Source organism: Desulfitibacter alkalitolerans DSM 16504 (assembly GCF_000620305.1).
Taxonomy (GTDB): domain Bacteria; phylum Bacillota; class DSM-16504; order Desulfitibacterales; family Desulfitibacteraceae; genus Desulfitibacter; species Desulfitibacter alkalitolerans.
Genome location: NZ_KK211100.1, coordinates 249,503 through 271,165, shown reverse-complemented (window position 1 = coordinate 271,165; position 21,663 = coordinate 249,503). Strand labels below are relative to the sequence as shown.

The window sequence follows — 21,663 nt, the reverse complement described above, 5'->3', positions numbered from 1 at the left end:
TATGAGGAAGGTCTTTGTAATAGGACCAGAGGATTTGGAAAAGAGGATAGATATTTTTCTATCCAGGGTGCTTCCTAAAATGAGCAGGAGTCAAATTCAAAAATTAATTGGTGAGGGTTTGGTTGAGGTAAATAATGTTTCTACTAAAGCTAACTATAAGTTAAAGGAGCATGATGAAGTAGTTTTATCAATACCTGAGCCCAAGGAACTAGATGTTGAGCCAGAAAACCTGGACATAGAAATCTTATTTGAAGATACCTATATTGCAGTGGTAAATAAACCACAGGGAATGGTCGTTCACCCTGCTCCGGGAAATTACTCTGGAACACTAGTTAATGCCTTGCTGTATCATTGTAAGGATCTGTCAGGGATTAATGGGGTTCTACGTCCAGGAATAGTACATAGAATTGATAAAGATACCTCGGGAGTTCTAGTAATTGCCAAAAATGATCTGGCTCACACCAATCTGGCTGCCCAGATAAAGGAGCATAGTGTAAATAGGATATATAAGGCATTAGTTTGCGGCAGTATAAAAGAACCAGCTGGTATAATAAAAACAACTATAGGGCGCCATCCGGTGGATAGAAAGAAAATGGCTGTTGGAGTCAAAAATGCCAAGGTGGCAGAAACCCACTTTACAGTTCTTGAGAGCTTTAAAAACTATACATATGTGGAAGCAAGACTAAAGACTGGAAGAACTCATCAGATTAGAGTACATATGAGTTATATTAATCACCCTGTTGTTGGTGATCCTAAATACTCCAAGGGTAAGAATAACCTGGGCTTTACTGGTCAGGCACTCCACGCAGAGGTCTTAGGCTTTATCCATCCAGGAACTAATAAGTATATGGAGTTCAAGGCACCCCTGCCTGAATATTTTGAAAGGGCCTTGGCTGTATTGCGAAGGGGGTTAGGAGAATAATGATACAGGATAAGCTTGTTAGAGCAACTGCGGCACATGGAAATATTAGAATTGTTGCTGCAAATACCACCAGGTTGGTGGAAAAGGCACATATTATACATGGCACCCATCCAACAGCAACAGCAGCACTTGGGCGGGTTTTAACTTCAGCACTATTAATAGGAGCTGGTCTAAAGCATCAAGAAACAGTCACCATTAGGATTGAAGGAGATGGACCATTAGGGGTCATATTGGCTGTTGCCAATAATAGGGGAAAGGTTAAGGGATATGTAAGCAACCCTCAGGTTTATATAGAGCCTGATAAAACAGGCAAAATGGATGTTGGCAGGGCAGTAGGCCAGGGGATGCTCTATGTAATTAGGGATCTAAAGCTCAAGGGAGTATATACAGGCAGTTCACCCCTTATTAGTGGGGAAATAGGTGATGATTTATCACACTACTTTTATTCATCAGAGCAAATACCCACAGCTGTTGGCCTGGGTGTTTTGGTGGACAAGGACACCACTGTCAAAGGGGCTGGCGGATATTTGGTCCAGCTAATGCCTAATGCATCGGAGGAGATAGTCTCCCATATAGAACAAAAAGTCATGGGGTTAGGAGCTGTGAGCAGTTATATTGAAAAAGGCAAGGAAAGCATGGATATAGTGAAATACATATGTGAACCGTGGGATGTGGTGGTCCATGAGGAAAGGGAAGTTGATTTTGAATGTGGCTGCAGTAGAAGCAAGATTGAAAAAGTTGTCATTAGCTTGGGTGAGGAAGAGATAAAAGATATTATTAACTCAGATCAAAAGGCTGAGCTTGTGTGTCACTTTTGCAATGAAAACTATCAGTTAGAAAAGGAAGAGCTAATGGATTTATTGGAGAAGGCCAAGAAAAAGTAAAATTTGAGCTTTTCAATATGATAATTTGAGGTGTTTTAATGTACATAGGAGCCCATATTTCCATTGCCAGGGGTTTTGCCAAAGCAGTCCAATCTGCCCATGGCATTGGTGCAAATACAATGCAGTTTTTTACCAGAAACCCTAGAGGTGCAAAGGCAAAAACATTAGATGAAAGTGATGTAAAAGCATATTTACAGTTGATTGAAAAGCTTGAATTTGGGCCAGTTGTAGCCCACTCTCCCTATACTATTAACCTTGCTTCACCAGATGAGGATGCCTGGGGTTTTGCCATTGAAACTACAGTAGATGATTTACATAGACTCGGCAGACTTAAGGCACCCTACCTTTGTATTCATCCAGGAAGTCATGTGGGCAGCGGTATGGAGGTTGGAATTAGAAGGATTAGCGAAGCATTAAATCAGGTTTTTAACAAAGCAAATAAAGTCAATAATAATACAATGATTCTCCTTGAAACCATGGCTGGTACAGGAACTGAAATAGGCAGCACCTTTGAAGAGCTTCAGGCAATAATGGAACACTGTGACTATGAGGAACGGTTAGGAATATGCTTTGATACGTGTCATGCTTTTTGTGCAGGATATGACTTGAAAAACCATTTAGAATATGTGTTAAAGCACTTTGATAAGGTTATAGGCATTAATAAGCTAAAGGCATTTCATCTAAACGATTCTCTAAAGCCCATGGGCAGCAAAAGAGATAGACATGCCTCCCTGGGAGAAGGGGAGATAGGATTAAACATGTTTAAAAGGCTTGTTAGGATTGATAGCCTGAAAGATATGCCTTTTATTCTTGAAACCCCTGGAGGTATGGAGGTTTATCCAAGGGAGATAAATATGCTGCGTAATGGGGTGATTAACAACAGTGAACAATAGGGTTTTTACCTATAAATGCACAGGTTATGATGATACCAGGATAGGACCATATATACAGCAAATCATTGAGGATGCATTTCCTAACGAAGCTTTTAACAACAAAACCGTATTTGTAAAGCCCAATTTGTTGACGAGAAGGGTACCAGAACAAGCAGTGACCACTCACCCGGTTTTGGTTAAGGAGGTATGCAGTTCCTTTGCTAAAAAGGGAGCCAAAGTTATTATTGGAGACAGCCCTGGTGGCCCTAATTCTTTGTCCTGGTTGAAGTCTGTTTATAATTCCACTGGTATGTACTGGGCAGCCAAGGAATCTGGAGCTGAACTTAATTATGACCTTACTCCACACAATGAGAATGTTAGAATCAAGAATTCACACAAGGAACTGCAGGTTTTAAAGGCTGTTGTTGATAGTGATTATCTAATAAACCTGCCCAAATGCAAGACCCATGGATTGACAGTCTTTACAGGAGGCCCAAAAAACCTTTATGGGTGTATTCCAGGATTGATAAAAGCAAAATACCATTTGGAGCTTGCAGATTTAGATAATTTTTGTGAGCTTATAATAACATTAAACGAGCTTTTAAAGCCCAACCTGACAATAATGGATGCCATTATTGGCATGGAGGGTGAAGGACCCTCCAGTGGTACACCAAAGTATTTAGGGTACATAATTGGCAGCAGGAATCCTTATCTTGTTGATGCCATGGCGGTCCAGATGATAGGTTTGAACCCTTCAGACATACCAGTTCTTAAACTTGCCCATGAACTTGGGATTTTTTCTTTAACTGATGATAGTATCATCAATGTTGGTCATACTAAAAAAGAGGTTGTGCCCTTTAGAGTGCCTGTTGCAACCAGGTATGCTGACTTTTCAGATCGGTTTGCAAAAAGAATTCCTAAAAAACTGCTGGGTACAATTTATAAATGGTTGAAGCCTGCCCTGGTTTTTTCAGAAGAAAAATGCACATCGTGCAGAATATGCATAGAAAGCTGTCCCGCCGCGGCATTAAAGCTGCATAACAAAAGACCAAAGGTAAACGTTAAAGAATGTATCTACTGCTATTGCTGCCAGGAGCTTTGTCCAAAAAGTGCAGTAAGTGTTAAAAAACCAGCCCTGGCAAGATGGCTGTTTAAGCATTAGTATTGACGCTATGCAATTAATTAAGTTATACTTCATTTACCAGACAGGTCTTCCGTATTATTTTAAAATCTATTGGAGGGGTTTTCAAATGGATATGAACTTAAAAACCAAAACAGTCATAATGGATGAGAATAAAATTCGCAGAAGCTTAACAAGAATTGCCCATGAGATTATTGAAAAAAACAAGGGCACCCAAGATCTTGTGTTGATAGGCATTAGGAGCAGGGGTGTTCCCCTGGCTCATCGTCTAAATGAGATCATTGAGCAAATTGAAGGTCATAAGGTTCCTGAAGGCATTATTGATATCACTCTATATAGAGATGATTTAAGCAGCCTTGCAGAACAGCCTGTTTTAAATAAAACGGAGATTACCTTTGATTTAAAAGGCAAAAATGTAGTCCTGATTGATGATGTACTTTATACAGGCAGAACTGTACGAGCAGCCCTTGACGCAATGGCTGACCTGGGCAGGGCTAAAACAGTACAACTGGCAGTATTGATAGACAGGGGTCATAAGGAGCTTCCCATTAGGGCCGATTACATAGGCAAAAATGTTCCAACATCAAAGAATGAAGTGATAGCTGTACTACTAAAGGAAACTGATGGAATTGACGAGGTTCTTATTAAAGAAAAACCTTAGACCACCAGGTGTTAAAAGATTAGAAATTTTATAGGGAGGCAGCCAGGCTTCTATGGACTGTCTCCCTTTGCGTTAAATAGAGTAGTAATTATTTCCTTGTCTGGAGTAACATAAATTGTCTTATAATTTTCATAGGTAACCAGTCCCGGCTTTGCACCCTTAATTTTTTTTACATTCTTGACCTGGGTATAGTCTACTGGTAAATTTGCAGAGTGCTTTCCCTTACTATGAAATGCAGCTAAAAGAGCTGCCGTCTTTATTTCCTTATCAGAAATCTCTTTACCTTCCACTTTTAGAATAACATGTGATCCTGGAATGTCTTTAGCATGAAACCAGATATCACTTTCCCTTGCTGTTTTAAAGGTTAACCAGTCGTTCTGCTTATTATTTTTTCCAACAAGTATTTTAAAACCATTTTTGGTAATAAAGGTATTTGGTATCGGCCTGGCTTTGGCAACAGCATGAGGCTTGCCCCTGGGTTTTAGATATCCGCCATCAATTAACTCCTGTTCTATCTGGAAAAAATCCTCATATGTGTTAGTTTCATTAAGCCAAAAGCTTAATGATTCTAGATAGGCCAACTCTTCCTTTGATTGTTCAACCTGGATGGCAGCCTTTTGGGCTGCATTTTTTGCTTTATTGTATCTTTTAAAGTATCGCTGTGCATTATCAGCTGGAGTTAGCTCGGGCTGCAGCTTGATAGTAACAGGAGCATTGTTATTGTAATAGTCGGCTACCTGGATTTCTTCCATCCCCCTTCTTACCATATGCATGTTAGCAGTAAGCAGTTCACCAAGAATTTTATCCTGAATTGAGTTTTGGCTTGCTTGAACTGTTTCAAGCTGTATCCCCAGTTTTTTCTCACACCTTTTAATTTCCTTATTAATTGTGTTTTGCAGATTGCTTTTCACTGACATAAAAAGGTTGTTCTTTATTAACCAATCATAATATATATCAACTGCTTCGCTAAGGGATTTAAACTCTATTATATTTCCATTATGATATTCAGGTACATTTATTGGCGAAAATTCCTTGTATTGACCGTTGCTGTCAATAAATATTACTGGCTTGTAAGTATTGGACTGAACAATTTGTCTTAAATAATCTACAGATTGCCATATGAGATTTAACTCATATTCACCAAAAAACTCCAATGTTTGTCCATCTAGGTTAACCCTTGCCACCAGCTGTTTTGCCAGTAATGGGCTTAGTCCTATAATTGTGTTTAAAAGGGCTTTCTCAATGGTAAGTGTCATTTCCTGAGCCAGAAGTTTATCAGTGAATGCTTCCTGAGATAAATCTAAGATTTTAAGTTTATCTTGATGTGGAGGTAGGATATATTCAAAGCCTGGTAAGACCTGACGGTATTGACTGGTACTAAAGGATACCTTTTTAATACTGTCAATAATTTTATTTTCTTCTGGGTTTAAAAGAATAATATTACTGTGCTTACCCATAACTTCAATTACCAGAGTGGGATGTGCAATATCCCCCAATTCGGTACGGCTTTCAATATGTATTTCCAGTATCCTTTCAAAAGAAGGCTGGGTAATAGCTGTAATCTTTCCTCCTTCTAGATGTTTTCTAAGCACCATACAAAATAGAGGAGGACTTTTAGGATTTTCAAAGGTTTTATGGGTTACACAAACCCTTGAATATACAGGATGTGCAGATAAAAGCAGCTTAAGGCTTTCCCTATGCTTTCTTAAATGTAACAATACTTCAGTTGGGCTGGGTTGGTAAATTTTCTCAATGCGTGCATCCAAAACTTTTTCTTGAAGCTCCCAATTTACGCAATTCATTGTAATACCATCAAAAGCCATGATTCTCCTCCCTTTTTAAACGAAATACATTTCATATTAGAGCATTTGCTTTCCACTAAGTATAGCATTGGAATTTCACTTAAGCAATTTGCTCTCATTTTTTTTATAGGACATGAATAAAGATTTATATGTACATGTTTTATCAGTTGTGGGACATTTCCTAAAACAAGACAAGGGAACTTCTTCTGTCTTACTTTTTAAATCAAGATGGGGACATTCTTTCCAAAAAAGGCATCCACATGATATGTCCCAACAAATTTATGGTGTTTCACATTTTACATGGTTTCGGGTAGATTAAGGTAGAGGAGATGACTGTTAGTGAGGGAGTATAAATGGTATCAGCTAAGCTGTGAAAAGGTTCTAGAAGTATTACAGACAGATAAAGAACAAGGCCTGGATAGCAGTGTGGCAGAAAAAAGGCTGTCTTTATATGGATTAAATACATTAGAAGAAAAAGCCGGGATTAATCCCTGGAAAATTTTCATCAGTCAGTTTACTGATTTTATGGTGCTAGTTCTACTAGGGGCTACAATGATTTCGGGTATCTTAAAAGAATATGCAGATGCAATTACAATACTCTTAATAGTTTTCGTAAATGCCGTATTAGGCTTCTTTCAGGAATACAGGGCAGAAAAATCATTAGAAGCTTTAAAGGGTATGACTGCCCCTGAAGCATCTGTTTTAAGAAATGGCTTAAGGAAAAAAATCAAGGCTTCTGAGCTGGTTCCAGGGGATATTATATTTCTCGAATCAGGTGACAAGGTGCCCGCAGATGCTAGAATAATAGAGGCAACCAGCCTTGAAGTAGAGGAGGCAGCATTAACTGGAGAATCTCATCCTGTAAAAAAGAAGATTGACCCATTAGAAAAGAGTGACCTTGGTTTAGGTGACAGAAATAATATGGTACATATGGGCACAGTAATAACCAGAGGCAGGGCGGTGGCAGTCATTGTTGCCACGGGCATGAAAACAGAAATGGGGCAGATTGCCGGACTTATTCAATCTGTCAAGACAGAAGAAACTCCCTTGCAAAAAAGGCTTGATGGACTTGGTAAATGGTTAGTTGCCCTTTGCCTTATTATCTGTGCAGTTGTTGCAATTACCGGAATCATCAGGGGAGAGCCAGTCTATAAAATGTTCCTGGCTGGTGTGAGTCTTGCAGTAGCAGCTATTCCAGAAGGTTTGCCTGCCATAGTTACAGTTGCCCTGGCTATTGGTGTTCAGAAAATGATCAAGAGAAAAGCCATTATTAGAAAGCTGCCAGCTGTTGAAACACTGGGATGTGCTACTGTAATTTGCTCGGATAAAACAGGGACATTAACACAAAATCAGATGACTGCAAGAGAGATTGTTACAGCTGGTAATTGGTTTACTGTAACTGGAGAGGGATATGATCCAAAGGGGGATATTCTAGAACAGGGTGCTAAAGTAGATTACCAGAAGCATGAAGATCTGGTGCAGCTGCTAAAAATCAGTGTTCTTTGCAATAATTCAAGACTGCAAAAGGATGATATACATATTGATGGTTTAATGAGACGGGATAAGGAAAAGGGAAGCTGGGTAATTAACGGAGATCCTACTGAAGGTGCCTTAATTGTTTTAGGTGCTAAAGCAGGAATATGGAGAGAAACTGTCGAAAGAAGAGAAAAAAGAGTCCATGAAATTCCTTTTGATTCTGAAAGAAAGAAAATGTCCACCATTTATGAAAATTCCAACGGTAATAAGATAGCTTACGTAAAAGGTGCACCAGAGGTCATCCTGCAAAGCTGCTCCCATGTACTGATAAAGGGAAAAATCGAGCCCCTTACAGGAAATCTCAAAGAACACTTTCTCAATGAAAACATCAGGTTAGCAAGTAAAGCATTGCGTGTTCTTGGAATGGCTTACAAAGATTTATCTATGATGGTAGATTATAACGATGACAAGATAGAAGCTAATCTTGTGTTTGTTGGTCTTGCAGGGATGATTGATCCTCCAAGGGCTAGTGCAATAAAAGCAATTGCAGCATGTAAGCAGGCAGGCATCAAACCTGTTATGATTACAGGTGATTACAAGGCTACCGCAGAAGCCATTGCAAGGGAATTAAAAATCTCCAGCTCTGCTGAAACTGTAATAGATGGAAATCAATTGGACAGATTAAGTGACAAAGAACTGGAAAAACGAGTAGAAGGTATAAATGTCTATGCCAGGGTAAGTCCAAAGCATAAGCTGAGAATAGTTAGGGCTTTAAAAAATAATGGCCACATAGTAGCCATGACAGGTGATGGGGTAAATGATGCACCAGCTGTTAAGGAAGCAGATATTGGTGTAGCTATGGGTATAACAGGAACAGATGTAACAAAAGAAGCTTCTGCCATGGTGCTGGCTGATGACAACTTTGCCACAATAGTAGCAGCCATTGAAGAAGGCCGAGGAATTTATGATAACATTCGTAAATTCATTCGTTATCTGCTGTCTTGTAATGTGGGTGAGGTTATGGTCATGTTCCTTGCTGCTTTAATGGGAATGCCCTTGCCCCTTATCCCTATACAAATACTATGGGTAAACCTGGTTACAGATGGCCTTCCAGCTATGGCTCTGGGTGTTGACAATAATGACAAGGATCTAATGCTAAGAAAACCTAGACACCCCAAGGAAAGTGTATTCAGCAATGGATTAGGGAAAAAGATATTGGTGAGGGGTTTACAGATAGGTGCAGCCACATTGTTTGTATTCTGGCTGGCATTACAGCTTGGGGATGGAGATATAGTTTTAGCAAGAACCATGGCATTTAGCACTTTAGTGTTTTCACAGCTTTTTCATGTGTTTCATTGTAAATCTGAAAGATATTCTCCCTTTGAGGTTGGTATATTATCTAATCCCGCTTTAGTTGTGGCTGTAGCTTGCTCTACGCTAATGCAGTTAACGGTAATATATCTGCCTGCTTTACAGCCAATTTTTCAAACTACTAGCTTAAATTGGGTTCATTGGTCCGTAATCCTGCTTGTAGCCGCATGGAAAACCTATATTACAGCAATATACCATTATTTAATAAAGCCGGTAGGCAGGAAATTAGCATATCTTACTAGCTAATACACTTAATAAACTTAAATACACTTAAATTCAAAAATCATTTGGTGTAGTTAATATTGGGTGTTATAATAGGTGAAAGATGTTATCCATGGAGGAATTTTTGTGATAAAAAGTATGACAGGTTATGGTAGAGGGGAAACTAGTGGCGACGGTAGAAAATGGATAGTGGAATTAAAATCTGTAAACCATAGGTTTTTAGATATAGCAATTAAAATGCCTAGAAACATTACCCTGCTTGAAGAAAGAATTAGGGGAGAAATCAAAAAAAAAATATCTAGAGGTAGAATAGATGTTTATGTTAAGATACAAGACGAGGGGGAACAAAAAAGACAAGTTAAGCTTGACAAAGCCCTCTCTAAAGCTTATTATTCAGCTTTAGAGGAGATATCTGATATTTTACCTGTTGCTAAAGAAATCGGAATTATGGATATTGCTAATATGCCAGAGGTATTGGTTATTGAGGAACCCGAAGAGGATTTAGACCTGTACTGGTCTCTGCTGCAAAACTCCTTGAATGATGCCCTGGAGCAGATGATTAACATGCGTAAAAAAGAAGGACTTGAGCTTTATAAGGATCTTATTGAAAAAATTGGCTTTATTAATATTTCATGTCAACAATTAAAGGAAAAGGGACCAAGGGTAATAGAGGACTATCAAGAAAAGCTGTCAAAAAAATTAAAGGATGCCCTGGTTGGTTGGGAAGTAGACAATAATCGCGTATTGACTGAAGTAGCAATAATGACTGACAGGATGAGTATAGACGAAGAAATAGTTAGACTTGAAAGTCATCTCAAGCAGCTGGATAAGGAACTGTTATCATATGAAGCTGTTGGCAGAAAACTGGATTTCTTAATTCAGGAGTTAAATAGAGAAGTAAACACCATTGGTTCCAAAAGTAATAATTATGATATCAGCAACCTGGTTGTAGAGCTTAAAACAAATATAGAAAAGATGCGTGAACAGGTTCAAAACGTTGAGTAAAAAATTCTTGCTGGAGGGGAAATCAATGTCTATTAAATTAATTAATATTGGGTTTGGCAATATAGTATCTGCTAATAGAATTGTTGCTATTGTGAGTCCAGAGTCAGCACCCATTAAGAGGATTATTCAGGAATCAAGAGAAAAGGGAATGCTGGTAGATGCTACATATGGTAGAAGGACAAGGGCTGTAATTATAACAGATAGTGACCATGTTGTTTTGTCAGCAGTACAGCCGGAAACAGTAGCTCACAGGTTAAGTTCAAAGAGTACAAATAATTCTGGAGACGAAGGAGTAGAAGGCTAAAAGTGAATACACCAGGCTTATTAATCGTGATTTCAGGTCCCTCAGGTGCTGGCAAGGGGACCCTATGTAATTTAATAAAGAAGGAGTTTCCAAATATATATTATTCAATATCGGCCACCACAAGGAGTTCAAGGCAAGGGGAGAGGCATGGGGTCGATTACTTGTTTATGTCCAGAGAAGAGTTTTTGGAGTTAAGAGAAGCCAATGGTTTTCTAGAGTGGGCTGAAGTATATGGAAACTTCTACGGAACACCACGGAGTAAGGTGGAAGAAAATATTGCAGAAGGCAAGGATGTCATATTAGAGATTGACATACAGGGGGCATTACACGTTAAAAAGCAGTACCCTGAAGGAGTTTTTATTTTTATTGTTCCACCTTCCATCAGAGAATTAAAGAGAAGAATTGAGAGCCGAGGGCAGGACTCACCAGAGGATATATCTAAACGTTTAAAAAGTGCCCATACAGAACTAGCCTATGTTTCAGAATATGATTATGTTATTGTAAATGATAAGATAGAAACAGCCATAGCAAAGCTTAAATCAATAATAACAGCTGAAAAGTGCAGACCTCAAAGACGAAAAATTAACTTTGAATAAAAGGAGTTTTTGATATGAATCAGCCACCTTTAGATTTATTATTGCAAAAGGTAGACAATAAGTATTCTTTAGTAGTAAAGTCAGCCAAAAGGGCTCGCAGAATTACAGAAGGAGAAATCAAGGATGAAAATGGTATACCATTAAAAGGAAAACCTGTAACCCTGGCATTATATGAGATAGCAACTAGGGAGGCTTATTGCCCTGAAAATAATGGAAACCAGGAAAAAAAAAGAGGGTAAGCGCAAATGAAATTGAAGGATAAAAAAATACTAATTGGCGTTACAGGTGGAATAGCAGCCTACAAAGCATGTGACCTTGTAAGTCAATTGGTAAAAACCGGAGCAGATGTTAGAGTTATAATGACCGAATCCGCTCAAAAATTTATAGCACCCATAACCTTTTCAGCTTTAACTGGAAATCCCACATCCATAGATATGTTTGAAACTAAAGAAAGTATACCACATATTGAATTAGTTCAGAATGCTCATATGCTAGCAGTAGTTCCAGCAACTGCAAACATAATAGGTAAATTTGCCAATGGTATTGCAGATGATTTATTATCCTCTTTACTATTGGCAGCTGCATGTCCTATTTTTTTTGCCCCTGCAATGAACATAAACATGTATCAGAATGCCGCCGTTCAAAATAATATTACCTGGCTTAAAAAAATGGGTGTTTTCATTATGGAGCCTGATGTGGGTTATTTAGCCTGCGGCACTAGTGGAAAGGGAAGGCTGCCAGACCCAGCAAAAATATTTGAAGAAATATGCAATATCCTTGAACCCAAAAGGCCCCTAAGTGGCTGCAGTGTTATGGTGACTGCAGGAGGTACCAGAGAGCCCATTGACCCAGTTAGGTATATAGGCAACAGGAGCTCAGGAAAAATGGGGTATGCCCTTGCAGAAGCTGCAAAAAGGCTGGGGGCCAATGTCACAGTTATTTCCACAGTAGAAAAACCCGTTTGTGATGTGGACAGGTATATTGGTGTTGAAACAGCCCAGGAGATGTATGAAGAGGTTTTAAATAATTATGTTGAGCAGGATATTATAATAATGGCAGCAGCAGTTGCTGACTATATGCCCAGTAATATACAAGAAAGTAAAATCAAAAAAACATTGGATGAACTAATCATCAAGCTTAAAAGGACACCTGACATATTGTCAGCCCTTGGCTTGAATAAGGGTGACAGAATTTTAGTGGGTTTTGCGGCTGAAACAGAGGAATTAGAAAAGTTTGCAATGGATAAATTAGTAAAGAAGAATGCAGATTTAATAATTGCTAATGACGTTTCCAATCCTAGAATTGGGTTTTCATCTGAAAACAATCAGGTTGTCATATTTGACAGGACTGGATGTGCCACCAGAAGTGACCTATTACCAAAAACAGAAATTGCTAATATTATTATAAATAAGATTATGGATTTAGACTTATTTAAAAAAATAAAGGAACAAAGAATAAAGGAACAAAAAGGAGTGGACAACCATGGTTAAAAAACTATTTACCTCAGAATCGGTAACTGAGGGCCATCCAGATAAAATTGCAGATCAGGTTTCTGATAGTATATTAGATGCAATAATATCGGAAGATGAAAATGCGAGAGTTGCCTGTGAAACTACTGTTACCACAGGACTTGTTTTGGTTGCAGGTGAGATTACAACAGAGTGTTACGTTGATATTCCCAAGATTGTTAGAGAGACCATAAGAGATATTGGTTACACACGTGCCAAGTTCGGCTTTGACTGTGATACCTGTGCAGTCCTAACAGCAATTGATGAACAGTCTCCAGACATAGCTTTAGGAGTTAACAAGGCTTTAGAAGCCAAAAAAGGGGAAATGTCAGAAGTAGAAATTCAAGCAATTGGAGCAGGAGACCAGGGGATGATGTTTGGTTATGCCTGTGATGAAACCCCGGAACTAATGCCCCTGCCAATCTCTTTAGCACACAAGCTTACTAAAAGGTTATCAGAGGTAAGAAAGCAAAGGATTTTGCCATATCTTCGCCCTGATGGGAAGTCACAGGTCACAGTTGAATACGAGGATGATAAACCAATTCGCGTAGATACGGTAGTCATATCAACACAGCATAGACCTGATATCGAACAGGAGATTATCCATGAAGATGTTCTCAGGTGTGTCGTTAAAGAGGTTATTCCAGCAGAATTGTTAGATGACAAAACAAGGTACTTTATTAATCCAACAGGAAGATTTGTTGTAGGTGGACCTCAAGGAGATGCCGGTCTTACAGGAAGAAAGATAATTGTTGATACATATGGTGGAATGGCCAGACATGGAGGTGGGGCATTTTCAGGAAAGGACCCCACCAAGGTAGACAGATCGGCAGCCTATGCCGCTCGTTATGTTGCAAAAAACATAGTTGCAGCCGGCTTGGCCAATCGCTGCGAGATTCAGCTTGCATATGCCATTGGTGTAGCACAGCCTGTATCAATTATGATTGAAACCTTTGGAACAGGAAAAATTGCAGATGAAAAAATAGCCCAACTGGTGAAGGAAAATTTTGACCTAAGGCCTGCAGCCATTATCCGTGATTTAAAATTAAGAAAGCCAATCTACCGTAATCTAGCGGCCTATGGCCATATGGGAAGGGTAGACTTAAATGTAAAGTGGGAAGATACAGATAAAGCTGAAGCTTTAAAACAACAGGCTGGAATTTTAAAATAGCAAATAAAAAATAAGTGATATTCAGGAGCCGCATTTGCGGCTCCTGTTGAGTTTAAGCTTATTATATGTTTTTCTTATATTAGGCATAGGATATTCAAATAATCAACTAATAGGTTATTGGGCTTAATTGTAGAACTTATAGTAGATATCTTTTCTTGTGAAATTTATAATAAGTATGAAAGTAATTTTTCGCGGAGGTGTTGTCATCAAGATATTAAAGGCTGGATAGTTGTTTACAAAAATACTTCTAATTTGCTCAAGGAGGGGAAACTATGGAACAGTTCTTATTTGTGAAGCAAGAGTTTGGAACACTGGTCCTAATTAAAACATTGGCTTTAGTTTTTTTAATTCTAGTTTATTGTTTAAAGGCTTATTTATTAACTAGATATCGTGTAGTAAAGGAAATATCTGTCCCCAAAGGTGACACTACTAAAGGAATCATATCGTCTTTATCGGTAATTGTATGCCCTTCAGCCATGGAAAGCACTAGGGATATAACGAAGAACTGGTTGGAATTTTTTATCTTTCATGTTGGTATTTTGGTTGCTATAGTTGTGTCTTTTATGATACCTTATGCACCAAACCTATTACAGCCAGCTGTTACTACATTATTTATGATAATAATGGGCCTTGGCTTTATAGCTGGCTTTGTAAGAATTATAAAAAAGTTTACTAAACCAGATATAAAAGTAATTAGTTCTAAGGACGATTACTTTTCTATAATAATAATAACTATATTCCTTTTGCTGGGGGCTATTTCCATGACTGGAAATAGGGAAATTATTGTAGCGTTTCTGGCATTGACTGCATTTTTATTGGTTTATGTTCCACTTAGCAAAATTTCACATTACCTATACTGGCCCTTTGCACGCTATTACATGGGTAAGCACTTTGGCCGCAGAGGAATCTACATGAAAAGGAGATGATTTAGATGGCATATTCTGAAAAAGTAATGGAGCTTTTAGAAAAAAGGCTTACAAGGCAATTGGCAACATATCTACATGTTTGTGTCCACTGTGGAGTTTGTGCTGAATCCTGTCACTACTCTAAGTCAACAGGAGAATCAGATATGGTTCCGCCATATAAAACAGATTTTCTTAGAAAGATTTATAAGGGCAAATATGATTTGCTTGGCAGCAAATTCCCAGGCTGGTTTGGAGGCGTAAAGGAAGTAGACGAGGAAATGCTAAAAAAAATGGTGGATCATGCCTTTGGTGCATGTACCATGTGTCGTCGTTGTACTGTCAACTGTCCCATGGGTATAGATACGGGAATGATTATACGTACTACCAGGGGTATTCTAACAGAATTGGGTCTTACTCCAGCCGGATTACAGGCTACAATTGATGCCCATATGGAGACTGGCAACAACATGGCTGTTTCCAAAGAAGACTTCATTGATACATTAGAATGGATGGAAGAAGAATTACAGGAAGATGTAGATGACCCCAATGCCAAGATTCCTATTGATAAAAAAGGCGCAAGGCTGATTTATACATTTAATCCACGTGAGCCAAAATATCATCCATTAAGCATTAAAGCAGCAGCTAAAATTTTCTATGCTGCTGGGGAGGACTGGACAGTAAGTACAGACTCCTGGGATGTAACAAATTACGCTTTATTTTCTGGAGACGATAAGAAAGCAAGACATATTGCAGATAATCTAATATCAGCTGCACGTAAACTTGAGGTAAAAGAAATAGTGATGGCGGAATGTGGTCATGGCTATCGCGCTTTTAGATGGGAAGGCGAAAACTGGCTTGGAAAAACTTATGATATACCAGTAAGAGGTTTTGTTGAGGTCATGGCTGAGTATATTAGAGAAGGCAGAATTAAGCTTGATCCTGCAAAAAATCCTGATCCTGTAACGTACCACGACCCCTGTAATCAGGCCCGCAATGGCGGTATACTTGATGAACCAAGATATATTTTAAGTCAAGCTGTTATGGATTATAGGGAAATGACACCTAATGGACAGGACAACTTCTGTTGTGGTGGTGGAGGCGGAATGCTTTCCATGTCAGAATTTGCGAAAAGAAGATTAGCGGCCAGTAAGGTTAAGGCTGAACAAGTAAAGGCAACGGGAGCTTCCATTGTAGGAACATCATGCCATAACTGCCTGGACGGACTGGCTGAGGGATGCAAGCATCATGGTGTTAATGTAAAAATAACTAACCTTGTAGAACTTGTTGCTAATGCTATTGTATTACCAGAAAAAGAATAGACTGATACAATAAATAATAAATACTGAGAACCCTAATGCCTTAGATGGTTAAGGGTTCTTTTTTTAATAAATTATAGGCTATTAGCTTTATATAGATTTAGGTTATAATATATATAGGTTATAATATAAATATTAGAATAATTGATTGAGGAATGAATAGGTTATGAAGCATTATGACTGGAAAAAACACATGTATCTGGTGGCAATTCCTTCAGGGGAGTTGTTTGAGGAGGCTGTCAGAATACAAAAGCTCCTGTCTGATAGTTTGAAAATATATAAGGAATCACCTCCCACTATTCATATTACTATTAGTGCGGTAAAAATGCTGGAAAAAGAAGAATTGGGGATATTTGACAGATGCGTTAAACAGGTAGTAGCCAATTTTAATCCTATCAAAATTGAGTCTTACTGCTTTGATTGCTTTACTAAACCTCATAACAGTCTTATTTTAAAAATAGAAGATGATGAAAGGTTGAGGCAATTACAAAACTCCCTTGAACAAGCTTTAGATAATCAGGGTTTTTTAGTTCCGCCTTCAGTAGATAAATGGATATTCCACATAACTATATTAAGTGAAATATTTGCAAGTACTCCCCTTGAAAAAGATGAGTTCTTAAAGGTATGTCAAAGGGTATCGCTTAGGGAAACTCCAATTCGCGGGGTAATTAAAAGACTAGAACTCTGGAAACCTGAATTAGAAAAAGAAAAAAGGGTTGTAAGTAAATATATACTAGACCAAAAACCAGACTAATTTGACCACCTGCCAAGAGGTGGTTTTTGCTTTGCTTGAATAATAATGTGACCAATGCAGAAAATAAAATAACTATTGTTATAAAGGAGGGCTTTCATTGAAGGAAAAATACCACAATAGTGTTGTTTTATTTACAATAATTATTATTTTTACATTTATAGGAGTAACCGTTGGAAACCCTCGCCATGCAGAGGCCACTGCCCTTGGTGAGAGGGAGTTAAAGTGGGGCACTAAAGGGGAAGATGTTAAGGATTTGCAGGAAATGTTAAGTCAAAAGGGATTTAATCCTGGAATAATTAACGGTATTTATGGTCCAAGGACTGCCTCTGCAGTTAGACAGTTTCAACTAAGCAGAGGCTTAAGAGGTACTGGAGTAGCTGACACAGCCACAATTAATCGCCTGGAGACACCAACCATCAAGGTTGCAGCAGCAGTGGAAAATGTCCCTGCCTTATCTAGTGACGATATGTTATTGTTGGCCCGGGCAGTTTATGGTGAAGCACGAGGAGAACCGTATGTTGGTCAAGTGGCCATAGCTGCTGTTATCATGAACAGGGTTAACCATCCATCCTTTCCTAATTCCATTCCTGACGTAATATTTCAACCAGGAGCTTTTACATCAGTAAGTGACGGACAAATCTGGTTAGAACCTAACCCTACTGCTTTTAAAGCTGCTACAGATGCCCTTAGTGGATGGGATCCCAGCAATGGAGCTATCTATTACTGGAATCCGGCTGTTGCCACTTCCAGATGGATATGGACAAGACCCATACATACGAGAATAGGGAAGCATGTATTTGGTACTTGATGGCAACTTATATCTTTAAAAAGAGATAGGAGTTAGATGAAATTGAAAAATTGGTGGCACCCACTCACTGTAGTTTTATTAACAGCAGCCCTAATATCTACGGCATATTGGGGCAATATGCAGCAGAAAGAAAAACATAAACTTATAATTATGCAAGAGACCCATTATCAGAGAGCTTATTATGACCTGACTGGGAGCATGCAAATGGTTGAAAATGCATTGTCAAAGGCTCTAGCATCAGGGACCCGGGATTATGAGCAGTTACAATTAACCCTGGCATGGCAGCAGGCACATATGGCTCAAAGAGACCTGGCTCAGCTTCCCCTGGGCAGAAATGTCTTAATACAAACCCAAAAGTTTTTAAATCAGCTTGGAGATTATTGCTTTACATTAGCAAATGGCTATAGACAAGAAATAATGGAGGATAATGACAGGAAGCAAATTCAGAGGCTCCATGGACAAGCCCTGGATATTAGCCAACAGCTGCATAGGCTGCATATTGACATAAGCGGAGATAGATTTCCATGGAGCAGCATTGCCATGGCAAAGCACAGAGACTGGTCTCAGGCAACTCGATCTCTACCAGAGGAGTCCTTTGCAAATTTAGAAGAGCAAATACAGACCTTTCCCCAACTAATATATGATGGGCCTTTTTCAGAGCAGGTCATTGACAGAACAGTTGAGATACCTGGGAAATTTATCACCAGAGAAGATGCAAAAGCTATTGCAGGTAATTTTCTTGGTATTGAAGAGAAGAGGGTGAGCTATAGAGTTTCAGAAAGTGATGAAAAAGCTCCGGTTCAAGTCTTTTCAGTAAGGGTCATACCTGTCCAGGGAAGCATTGGTGACCAGATTGTACTTGATATAACCAAAGCAGGGGGACATGTTGCCTGGATGCTGAACAATCGCTCAGTAGGAGGAAGTGACCTTACTCTGGAAGATGCCCAGGAAAAGGCAGAGCAATTCTTAGAAGCCAGGGGTTATGTTTCATTTAAGGCAACAGGGGTGCTGCGAACCTTTAATCAAGCCGTGGTTTCCTTTGGGGAAGAAAGGGATGGAATTTTAATCTACCCTCACTTAATAAAAGTAAAGGTTGCATTAGATAGTGGCCAGGTTACAGGTTTTGAAGCAATAAACTATTTAATAGCCAAGCAGCAAGAAAGGTCATGGCCAGAAGAGGGCTTATCTGGAACGGAGGCACAGGCAAGGTTAAATCCTAACTTTCACGTTGAAAAACTACAGAAGGTTGTCATACCCTTACCCACAGGCCAGGAGGCGTACTGCTGGGAATTTAAAGGCAGCTTGGGCCATATGCCATTCTTGATCTATATTGATGCAAAAACTGGAAGGGAATTAAATATCTTAAGATATGTTGAATCAGATTTTGGGTTGATAACAATGTAAAGGGCATCTTCGATGCTCTTTTTTTCACCCAATATGTACAAGTTTGGTATAATGTATTTAGAGGGTGGGATGGAAAAATGAAAGAATTATACGCTAGTGTAATAATAAATAATAATCATAGATCTCTGGACAGACCCTTTCAATACTTAGTTCCTGTACATTTAATAAATGCTGTGACAGAAGGAAGCCTAGTGCTTGTACCCTTTGGAAATGCATTAAAATATGGATATGTGATTGAATTGTCCCATGGTAAACAACACGATAAGTTAAAAGAAATAGAAGATGTATTTAGCTCTGCCTTGAGTTTAGATGACGAAGAGATGCAGCTTGCAGAGTGGTTAAGCCATTATTATTTAACAACCAAAATTAAAGCACTAAAAATGTTCATACCTGTTGGTGCCTTTCCTAATATACTGAAAAGGTTTAAAGCTACTGCACCATGGGATAAAGGCAATTTATCTCCTAGTGCCAGGGAATTATTGGGCAAAATTGCTGGCGTGGACCAGTGGCTTGACTGTGAAGTGCTGCAAAATGAGCTTAAGCCTTATAAAAAAGCCTATAAAGAGCTATTAGACAAAGGATATATTGAAGAGCACCATGTGGTAAAGCACAAAGAAAGAAGAACAGATTGGAGCTCTTTAAAGGCCGTTCTTAAATTAGATGCACTGGACCATCCAGAGAAAGTTAATTATTTAAAAAAAAGGGCTCCCAAACAATGGGAGGTTGTAAAGGTATTGCAGGAAGGCTTTAATTCTTCTGTGCAGGAATTGAATGATATAAATAATATAGACACGAGTGTCATAAAACGATTAATGGAAAGGGATATCATATCAATTGAAAAATATGAACAAGAGGAAGCACATATTATAAAGCCCTTTTGTCTTAATAAAGATCAGCAAGAAGCTTTTGAGGTGATAGCAGGGGATATTGATAATAAAAAGTATACTCCCTATGTTTTATATGGAGTTACAGGTAGTGGCAAAACTGAAGTTTATATGGAAATTATGGAGCATTGCTTAAAAAAGAAGCTGCAGTGTATCCTTGTCCTTCCGGAAATCTTTCTTACATTACAAATTGTCAAAAGGCTTAGGGCCAGGTTTGCAGATGACTTGGTAATTTTACATAGCAAACTAACTCAAAAGGAAAGATATGAAGCATGGGAGGCAATTAAATTTGGACATAAAAAAATAATTGTTGGGGCTCGTTCCGCAGTTTTTGCTCCAGTAAAAAAATTAGGGGCTATCATAATAGATGAAGAGCATGATACCAGCTATAAACAGGATAACGACCCCAAATATAATGCAAAAGAGGTTGCATTAAAGAGAGCAATGTGGCATAATTGCCCTGCTCTTTTTGGAAGTGCCACCCCTTCCTTGGAGACATTTTTAGCCGCCCAAACAGGGAAAATGGGTCTACTATGCCTGTCAAAGAGGATAAATGATTACAAGCTTCCAACTGTCGAAGTAATAGACATGAAAAATGAATTGAGAGAGGGAAACCTGAGCATATTCAGCAGAAAATTACAACAAGAAATTGGGAAGACTCTTGCTGATAATAAACAAATCATATTGTACCTAAATAGAAGGGGATTTGCATCCTTTGTCCTTTGTCGTGATTGTGGTTTTATCTTAAATTGTATCAACTGTGATGTTTCGTTAACATATCACCATACCAGCCAAAAAATGCAGTGCCATTATTGTGGTTTCAATCAACTTATCCCAAAGAGCTGTCCCCAATGTGGTTCCCTCCACTGGAAACCATATGGTATTGGTACACAAAAGGTTGAACATGAATTTAAAAACCTGTATCCTGATGTTAATATTATGAGAATAGACGGTGATATTTCTGACAAAAAAGAGATTGTGAAGAGTTATTTGGATGATTTTTCTAAGGGAAAAACAAATGTCTTAATTGGTACCCAGATGGTGGCTAAGGGTCTTGATTTCCCTAATGTAACCCTTGTGGGAGTTATTGCAGCAGATACGACCTTAAACCTTCCAGATTTTCGCAGCAGGGAAAAGTCTTTTCAATTGTTAACCCAGGTAGCAGGAAGAGCTGGTAGGGGTGAGTGGGAAGGCAAAGTGATAATACAAACCTTCAACCCAGATGACGTAAGCATAATACATGCAAAAAATCAGGATTTTCTTGCTTTTTATAAGGATGAAATAGCTTTTAGGAAAGAATACAACTATCCACCCTTTAGCCAGATTATAAGAATTATTTTTACAGGTAAAACAGAGGAACATGTAAATAAAGGAGCAGATTTCTTTCACCGATTTTTGATGCAGAGTATATATTATAAAAAAAATTCAAGCTCTGTACAAATTCTTGGCCCAAATCCTTGCGGTTTGGTTAAAATTAAGGGAGAATATAGATATCAACTTCTTTTAAAGTACGAAAAGGGGCTTAATCTAAGACCCATAATTAAAAGTTGTCTTGATGAGTTTTATAAGGCAAACCCATTCAGCAATAAGGTAAATGTTAATATAGATATAAACCCCAACAGCTTTGGCTAAAATATGTAACATTAACAAGGGAGGG

19 protein-coding genes are annotated in these 21,663 nt (G+C 38.5%); 18 read left to right on the top strand and 1 reads right to left on the bottom strand.

Features of this window, described 5'->3' with window-relative positions; all coding sequences use genetic code 11:
* Window position 1 precedes the first annotated feature (1 nt).
* The 5 genes from K364_RS0106955 to pyrR all read left to right on the top strand — a co-directional run bounded on the left by K364_RS0106955 (window position 2) and on the right by pyrR (window position 4,480).
* Entirely contained in the window at window positions 2-922 is a 921-nt protein-coding gene (locus tag K364_RS0106955; RefSeq protein WP_028307428.1) for an RluA family pseudouridine synthase, read from the top strand.
* Entirely contained in the window at window positions 922-1,806 is an 885-nt protein-coding gene (gene hslO / locus K364_RS0106950) for an Hsp33 family molecular chaperone HslO (protein ID WP_242841667.1), read from the top strand. The genes K364_RS0106955 and hslO overlap by 1 nt, the downstream gene beginning before the upstream one ends.
* Before the next feature lie 38 nt (window positions 1,807-1,844).
* Window positions 1,845-2,699, top strand: a complete 855-nt coding sequence (locus K364_RS0106945; RefSeq protein WP_028307426.1) for a deoxyribonuclease IV — start codon at window positions 1,845-1,847, stop codon at window positions 2,697-2,699.
* Window positions 2,689-3,840: a DUF362 domain-containing protein gene (locus K364_RS23105; RefSeq protein ID WP_051533851.1), complete on the top strand. Its 1,152-nt coding sequence runs from the start codon at window positions 2,689-2,691 to the stop codon at window positions 3,838-3,840. Before K364_RS0106945 ends, K364_RS23105 begins: the two co-directional genes overlap by 11 nt.
* A 94-nt stretch (window positions 3,841-3,934) precedes the next feature.
* A complete protein-coding gene (gene pyrR / locus K364_RS0106935) occupies window positions 3,935-4,480 on the top strand; it encodes a bifunctional pyr operon transcriptional regulator/uracil phosphoribosyltransferase PyrR (protein WP_207640851.1) in 546 nt (181 codons plus the stop codon).
* A 50-nt stretch (window positions 4,481-4,530) separates the two neighbouring features.
* On the opposite strand, the gene K364_RS0106930 is transcribed toward pyrR, so the two are convergent.
* The gene (locus tag K364_RS0106930) at window positions 4,531-6,303 is read right to left on the bottom strand and encodes an Rqc2 family fibronectin-binding protein (RefSeq protein ID WP_028307424.1); all 1,773 of its coding nucleotides are present in this window, start codon (window positions 6,301-6,303) and stop codon (window positions 4,531-4,533) included.
* Window positions 6,304-6,621: 318 nt separating this feature from the next.
* On the opposite strand from K364_RS0106930, the gene K364_RS0106925 reads away from it, so the two are divergent.
* The 13 genes from K364_RS0106925 to priA all read left to right on the top strand — a co-directional run bounded on the left by K364_RS0106925 (window position 6,622) and on the right by priA (window position 21,638).
* Window positions 6,622-9,375, top strand: coding sequence for a calcium-transporting P-type ATPase, PMR1-type (locus tag K364_RS0106925; protein ID WP_028307423.1), 2,754 nt, complete (start codon window positions 6,622-6,624; stop codon window positions 9,373-9,375).
* 102 nt (window positions 9,376-9,477) lie between these two features.
* Window positions 9,478-10,356 carry a YicC/YloC family endoribonuclease gene (locus K364_RS0106920; protein ID WP_028307422.1) on the top strand — a complete coding sequence of 293 codons (879 nt, stop codon included), beginning with the start codon at window positions 9,478-9,480 and terminating at the stop codon, window positions 10,354-10,356.
* 25 nt (window positions 10,357-10,381) lie between these two features.
* Complete coding sequence (remA, locus tag K364_RS0106915; protein WP_028307421.1) at window positions 10,382-10,660, top strand: extracellular matrix/biofilm regulator RemA; 279 nt, start codon at window positions 10,382-10,384, stop codon at window positions 10,658-10,660.
* A gap of 2 nt (window positions 10,661-10,662) precedes the next feature.
* Window positions 10,663-11,256: a guanylate kinase gene (gene gmk / locus K364_RS0106910; RefSeq protein ID WP_028307420.1), complete on the top strand. Its 594-nt coding sequence runs from the start codon at window positions 10,663-10,665 to the stop codon at window positions 11,254-11,256.
* 14 nt (window positions 11,257-11,270) lie between these two features.
* Window positions 11,271-11,495 (top strand): DNA-directed RNA polymerase subunit omega, encoded by a 225-nt coding sequence (rpoZ, locus tag K364_RS23100; RefSeq protein ID WP_051533849.1) that lies wholly within the window; start codon window positions 11,271-11,273, stop codon window positions 11,493-11,495.
* A 6-nt stretch (window positions 11,496-11,501) separates the two neighbouring features.
* Window positions 11,502-12,746 carry a bifunctional phosphopantothenoylcysteine decarboxylase/phosphopantothenate--cysteine ligase CoaBC gene (gene coaBC, locus K364_RS23095; RefSeq protein ID WP_051533848.1) on the top strand — a complete coding sequence of 415 codons (1,245 nt, stop codon included), beginning with the start codon at window positions 11,502-11,504 and terminating at the stop codon, window positions 12,744-12,746.
* Window positions 12,739-13,935 carry a methionine adenosyltransferase gene (gene metK / locus K364_RS0106895; protein WP_028307419.1) on the top strand — a complete coding sequence of 399 codons (1,197 nt, stop codon included), beginning with the start codon at window positions 12,739-12,741 and terminating at the stop codon, window positions 13,933-13,935. The genes coaBC and metK overlap by 8 nt, the downstream gene beginning before the upstream one ends.
* A gap of 272 nt (window positions 13,936-14,207) precedes the next feature.
* Window positions 14,208-14,861 (top strand): hypothetical protein, encoded by a 654-nt coding sequence (locus K364_RS0106890; RefSeq protein ID WP_028307418.1) that lies wholly within the window; start codon window positions 14,208-14,210, stop codon window positions 14,859-14,861.
* 5 nt (window positions 14,862-14,866) lie between these two features.
* A complete protein-coding gene (locus K364_RS0106885) occupies window positions 14,867-16,159 on the top strand; it encodes a (Fe-S)-binding protein (protein ID WP_028307417.1) in 1,293 nt (430 codons plus the stop codon).
* Between the two features lie 163 nt (window positions 16,160-16,322).
* Window positions 16,323-16,910, top strand: a complete 588-nt coding sequence (locus K364_RS0106880; protein WP_028307416.1) for a 2'-5' RNA ligase family protein — start codon at window positions 16,323-16,325, stop codon at window positions 16,908-16,910.
* Between the two features lie 97 nt (window positions 16,911-17,007).
* A complete protein-coding gene (gene sleB, locus K364_RS0106875) occupies window positions 17,008-17,718 on the top strand; it encodes a spore cortex-lytic enzyme (protein ID WP_028307415.1) in 711 nt (236 codons plus the stop codon).
* A 42-nt stretch (window positions 17,719-17,760) separates the two neighbouring features.
* On the top strand, window positions 17,761-19,122 hold the full coding sequence (gene ypeB, locus K364_RS0106870; protein ID WP_028307414.1) for a germination protein YpeB: 1,362 nt from the start codon (window positions 17,761-17,763) through the stop codon (window positions 19,120-19,122).
* A gap of 77 nt (window positions 19,123-19,199) precedes the next feature.
* Window positions 19,200-21,638 (top strand): primosomal protein N', encoded by a 2,439-nt coding sequence (gene priA, locus K364_RS0106865; protein ID WP_028307413.1) that lies wholly within the window; start codon window positions 19,200-19,202, stop codon window positions 21,636-21,638.
* Window positions 21,639-21,663 lie beyond the last annotated feature (25 nt).

Bases quoted from the DNA above. Each gene is read 5' to 3' on its own strand.
- K364_RS0106885 (WP_028307417.1), top strand. From the start codon at position 14,867: ATGGCATATTCTGAAAAAGTAATGGAGCTTTTAGAAAAAAGGCTTACA.
- K364_RS0106880 (WP_028307416.1), top strand. From the start codon at position 16,323: ATGAAGCATTATGACTGGAAAAAACACATGTATCTGGTGGCAATTCCT.
- rpoZ (WP_051533849.1), top strand. From the start codon at position 11,271: ATGAATCAGCCACCTTTAGATTTATTATTGCAAAAGGTAGACAATAAG.
- K364_RS0106945 (WP_028307426.1), top strand. From the start codon at position 1,845: ATGTACATAGGAGCCCATATTTCCATTGCCAGGGGTTTTGCCAAAGCA.
- pyrR (WP_207640851.1), top strand. From the start codon at position 3,935: ATGAACTTAAAAACCAAAACAGTCATAATGGATGAGAATAAAATTCGC.
- coaBC (WP_051533848.1), top strand. From the start codon at position 11,502: ATGAAATTGAAGGATAAAAAAATACTAATTGGCGTTACAGGTGGAATA.
- metK (WP_028307419.1), top strand. From the start codon at position 12,739: ATGGTTAAAAAACTATTTACCTCAGAATCGGTAACTGAGGGCCATCCA.
- K364_RS0106890 (WP_028307418.1), top strand. From the start codon at position 14,208: ATGGAACAGTTCTTATTTGTGAAGCAAGAGTTTGGAACACTGGTCCTA.
- hslO (WP_242841667.1), top strand. From the start codon at position 922: ATGATACAGGATAAGCTTGTTAGAGCAACTGCGGCACATGGAAATATT.
- K364_RS0106930 (WP_028307424.1), bottom strand. From the start codon at position 6,303: ATGGCTTTTGATGGTATTACAATGAATTGCGTAAATTGGGAGCTTCAA.
- K364_RS0106955 (WP_028307428.1), top strand. From the start codon at position 2: ATGAGGAAGGTCTTTGTAATAGGACCAGAGGATTTGGAAAAGAGGATA.
- priA (WP_028307413.1), top strand. From the start codon at position 19,200: ATGAAAGAATTATACGCTAGTGTAATAATAAATAATAATCATAGATCT.
- remA (WP_028307421.1), top strand. From the start codon at position 10,382: ATGTCTATTAAATTAATTAATATTGGGTTTGGCAATATAGTATCTGCT.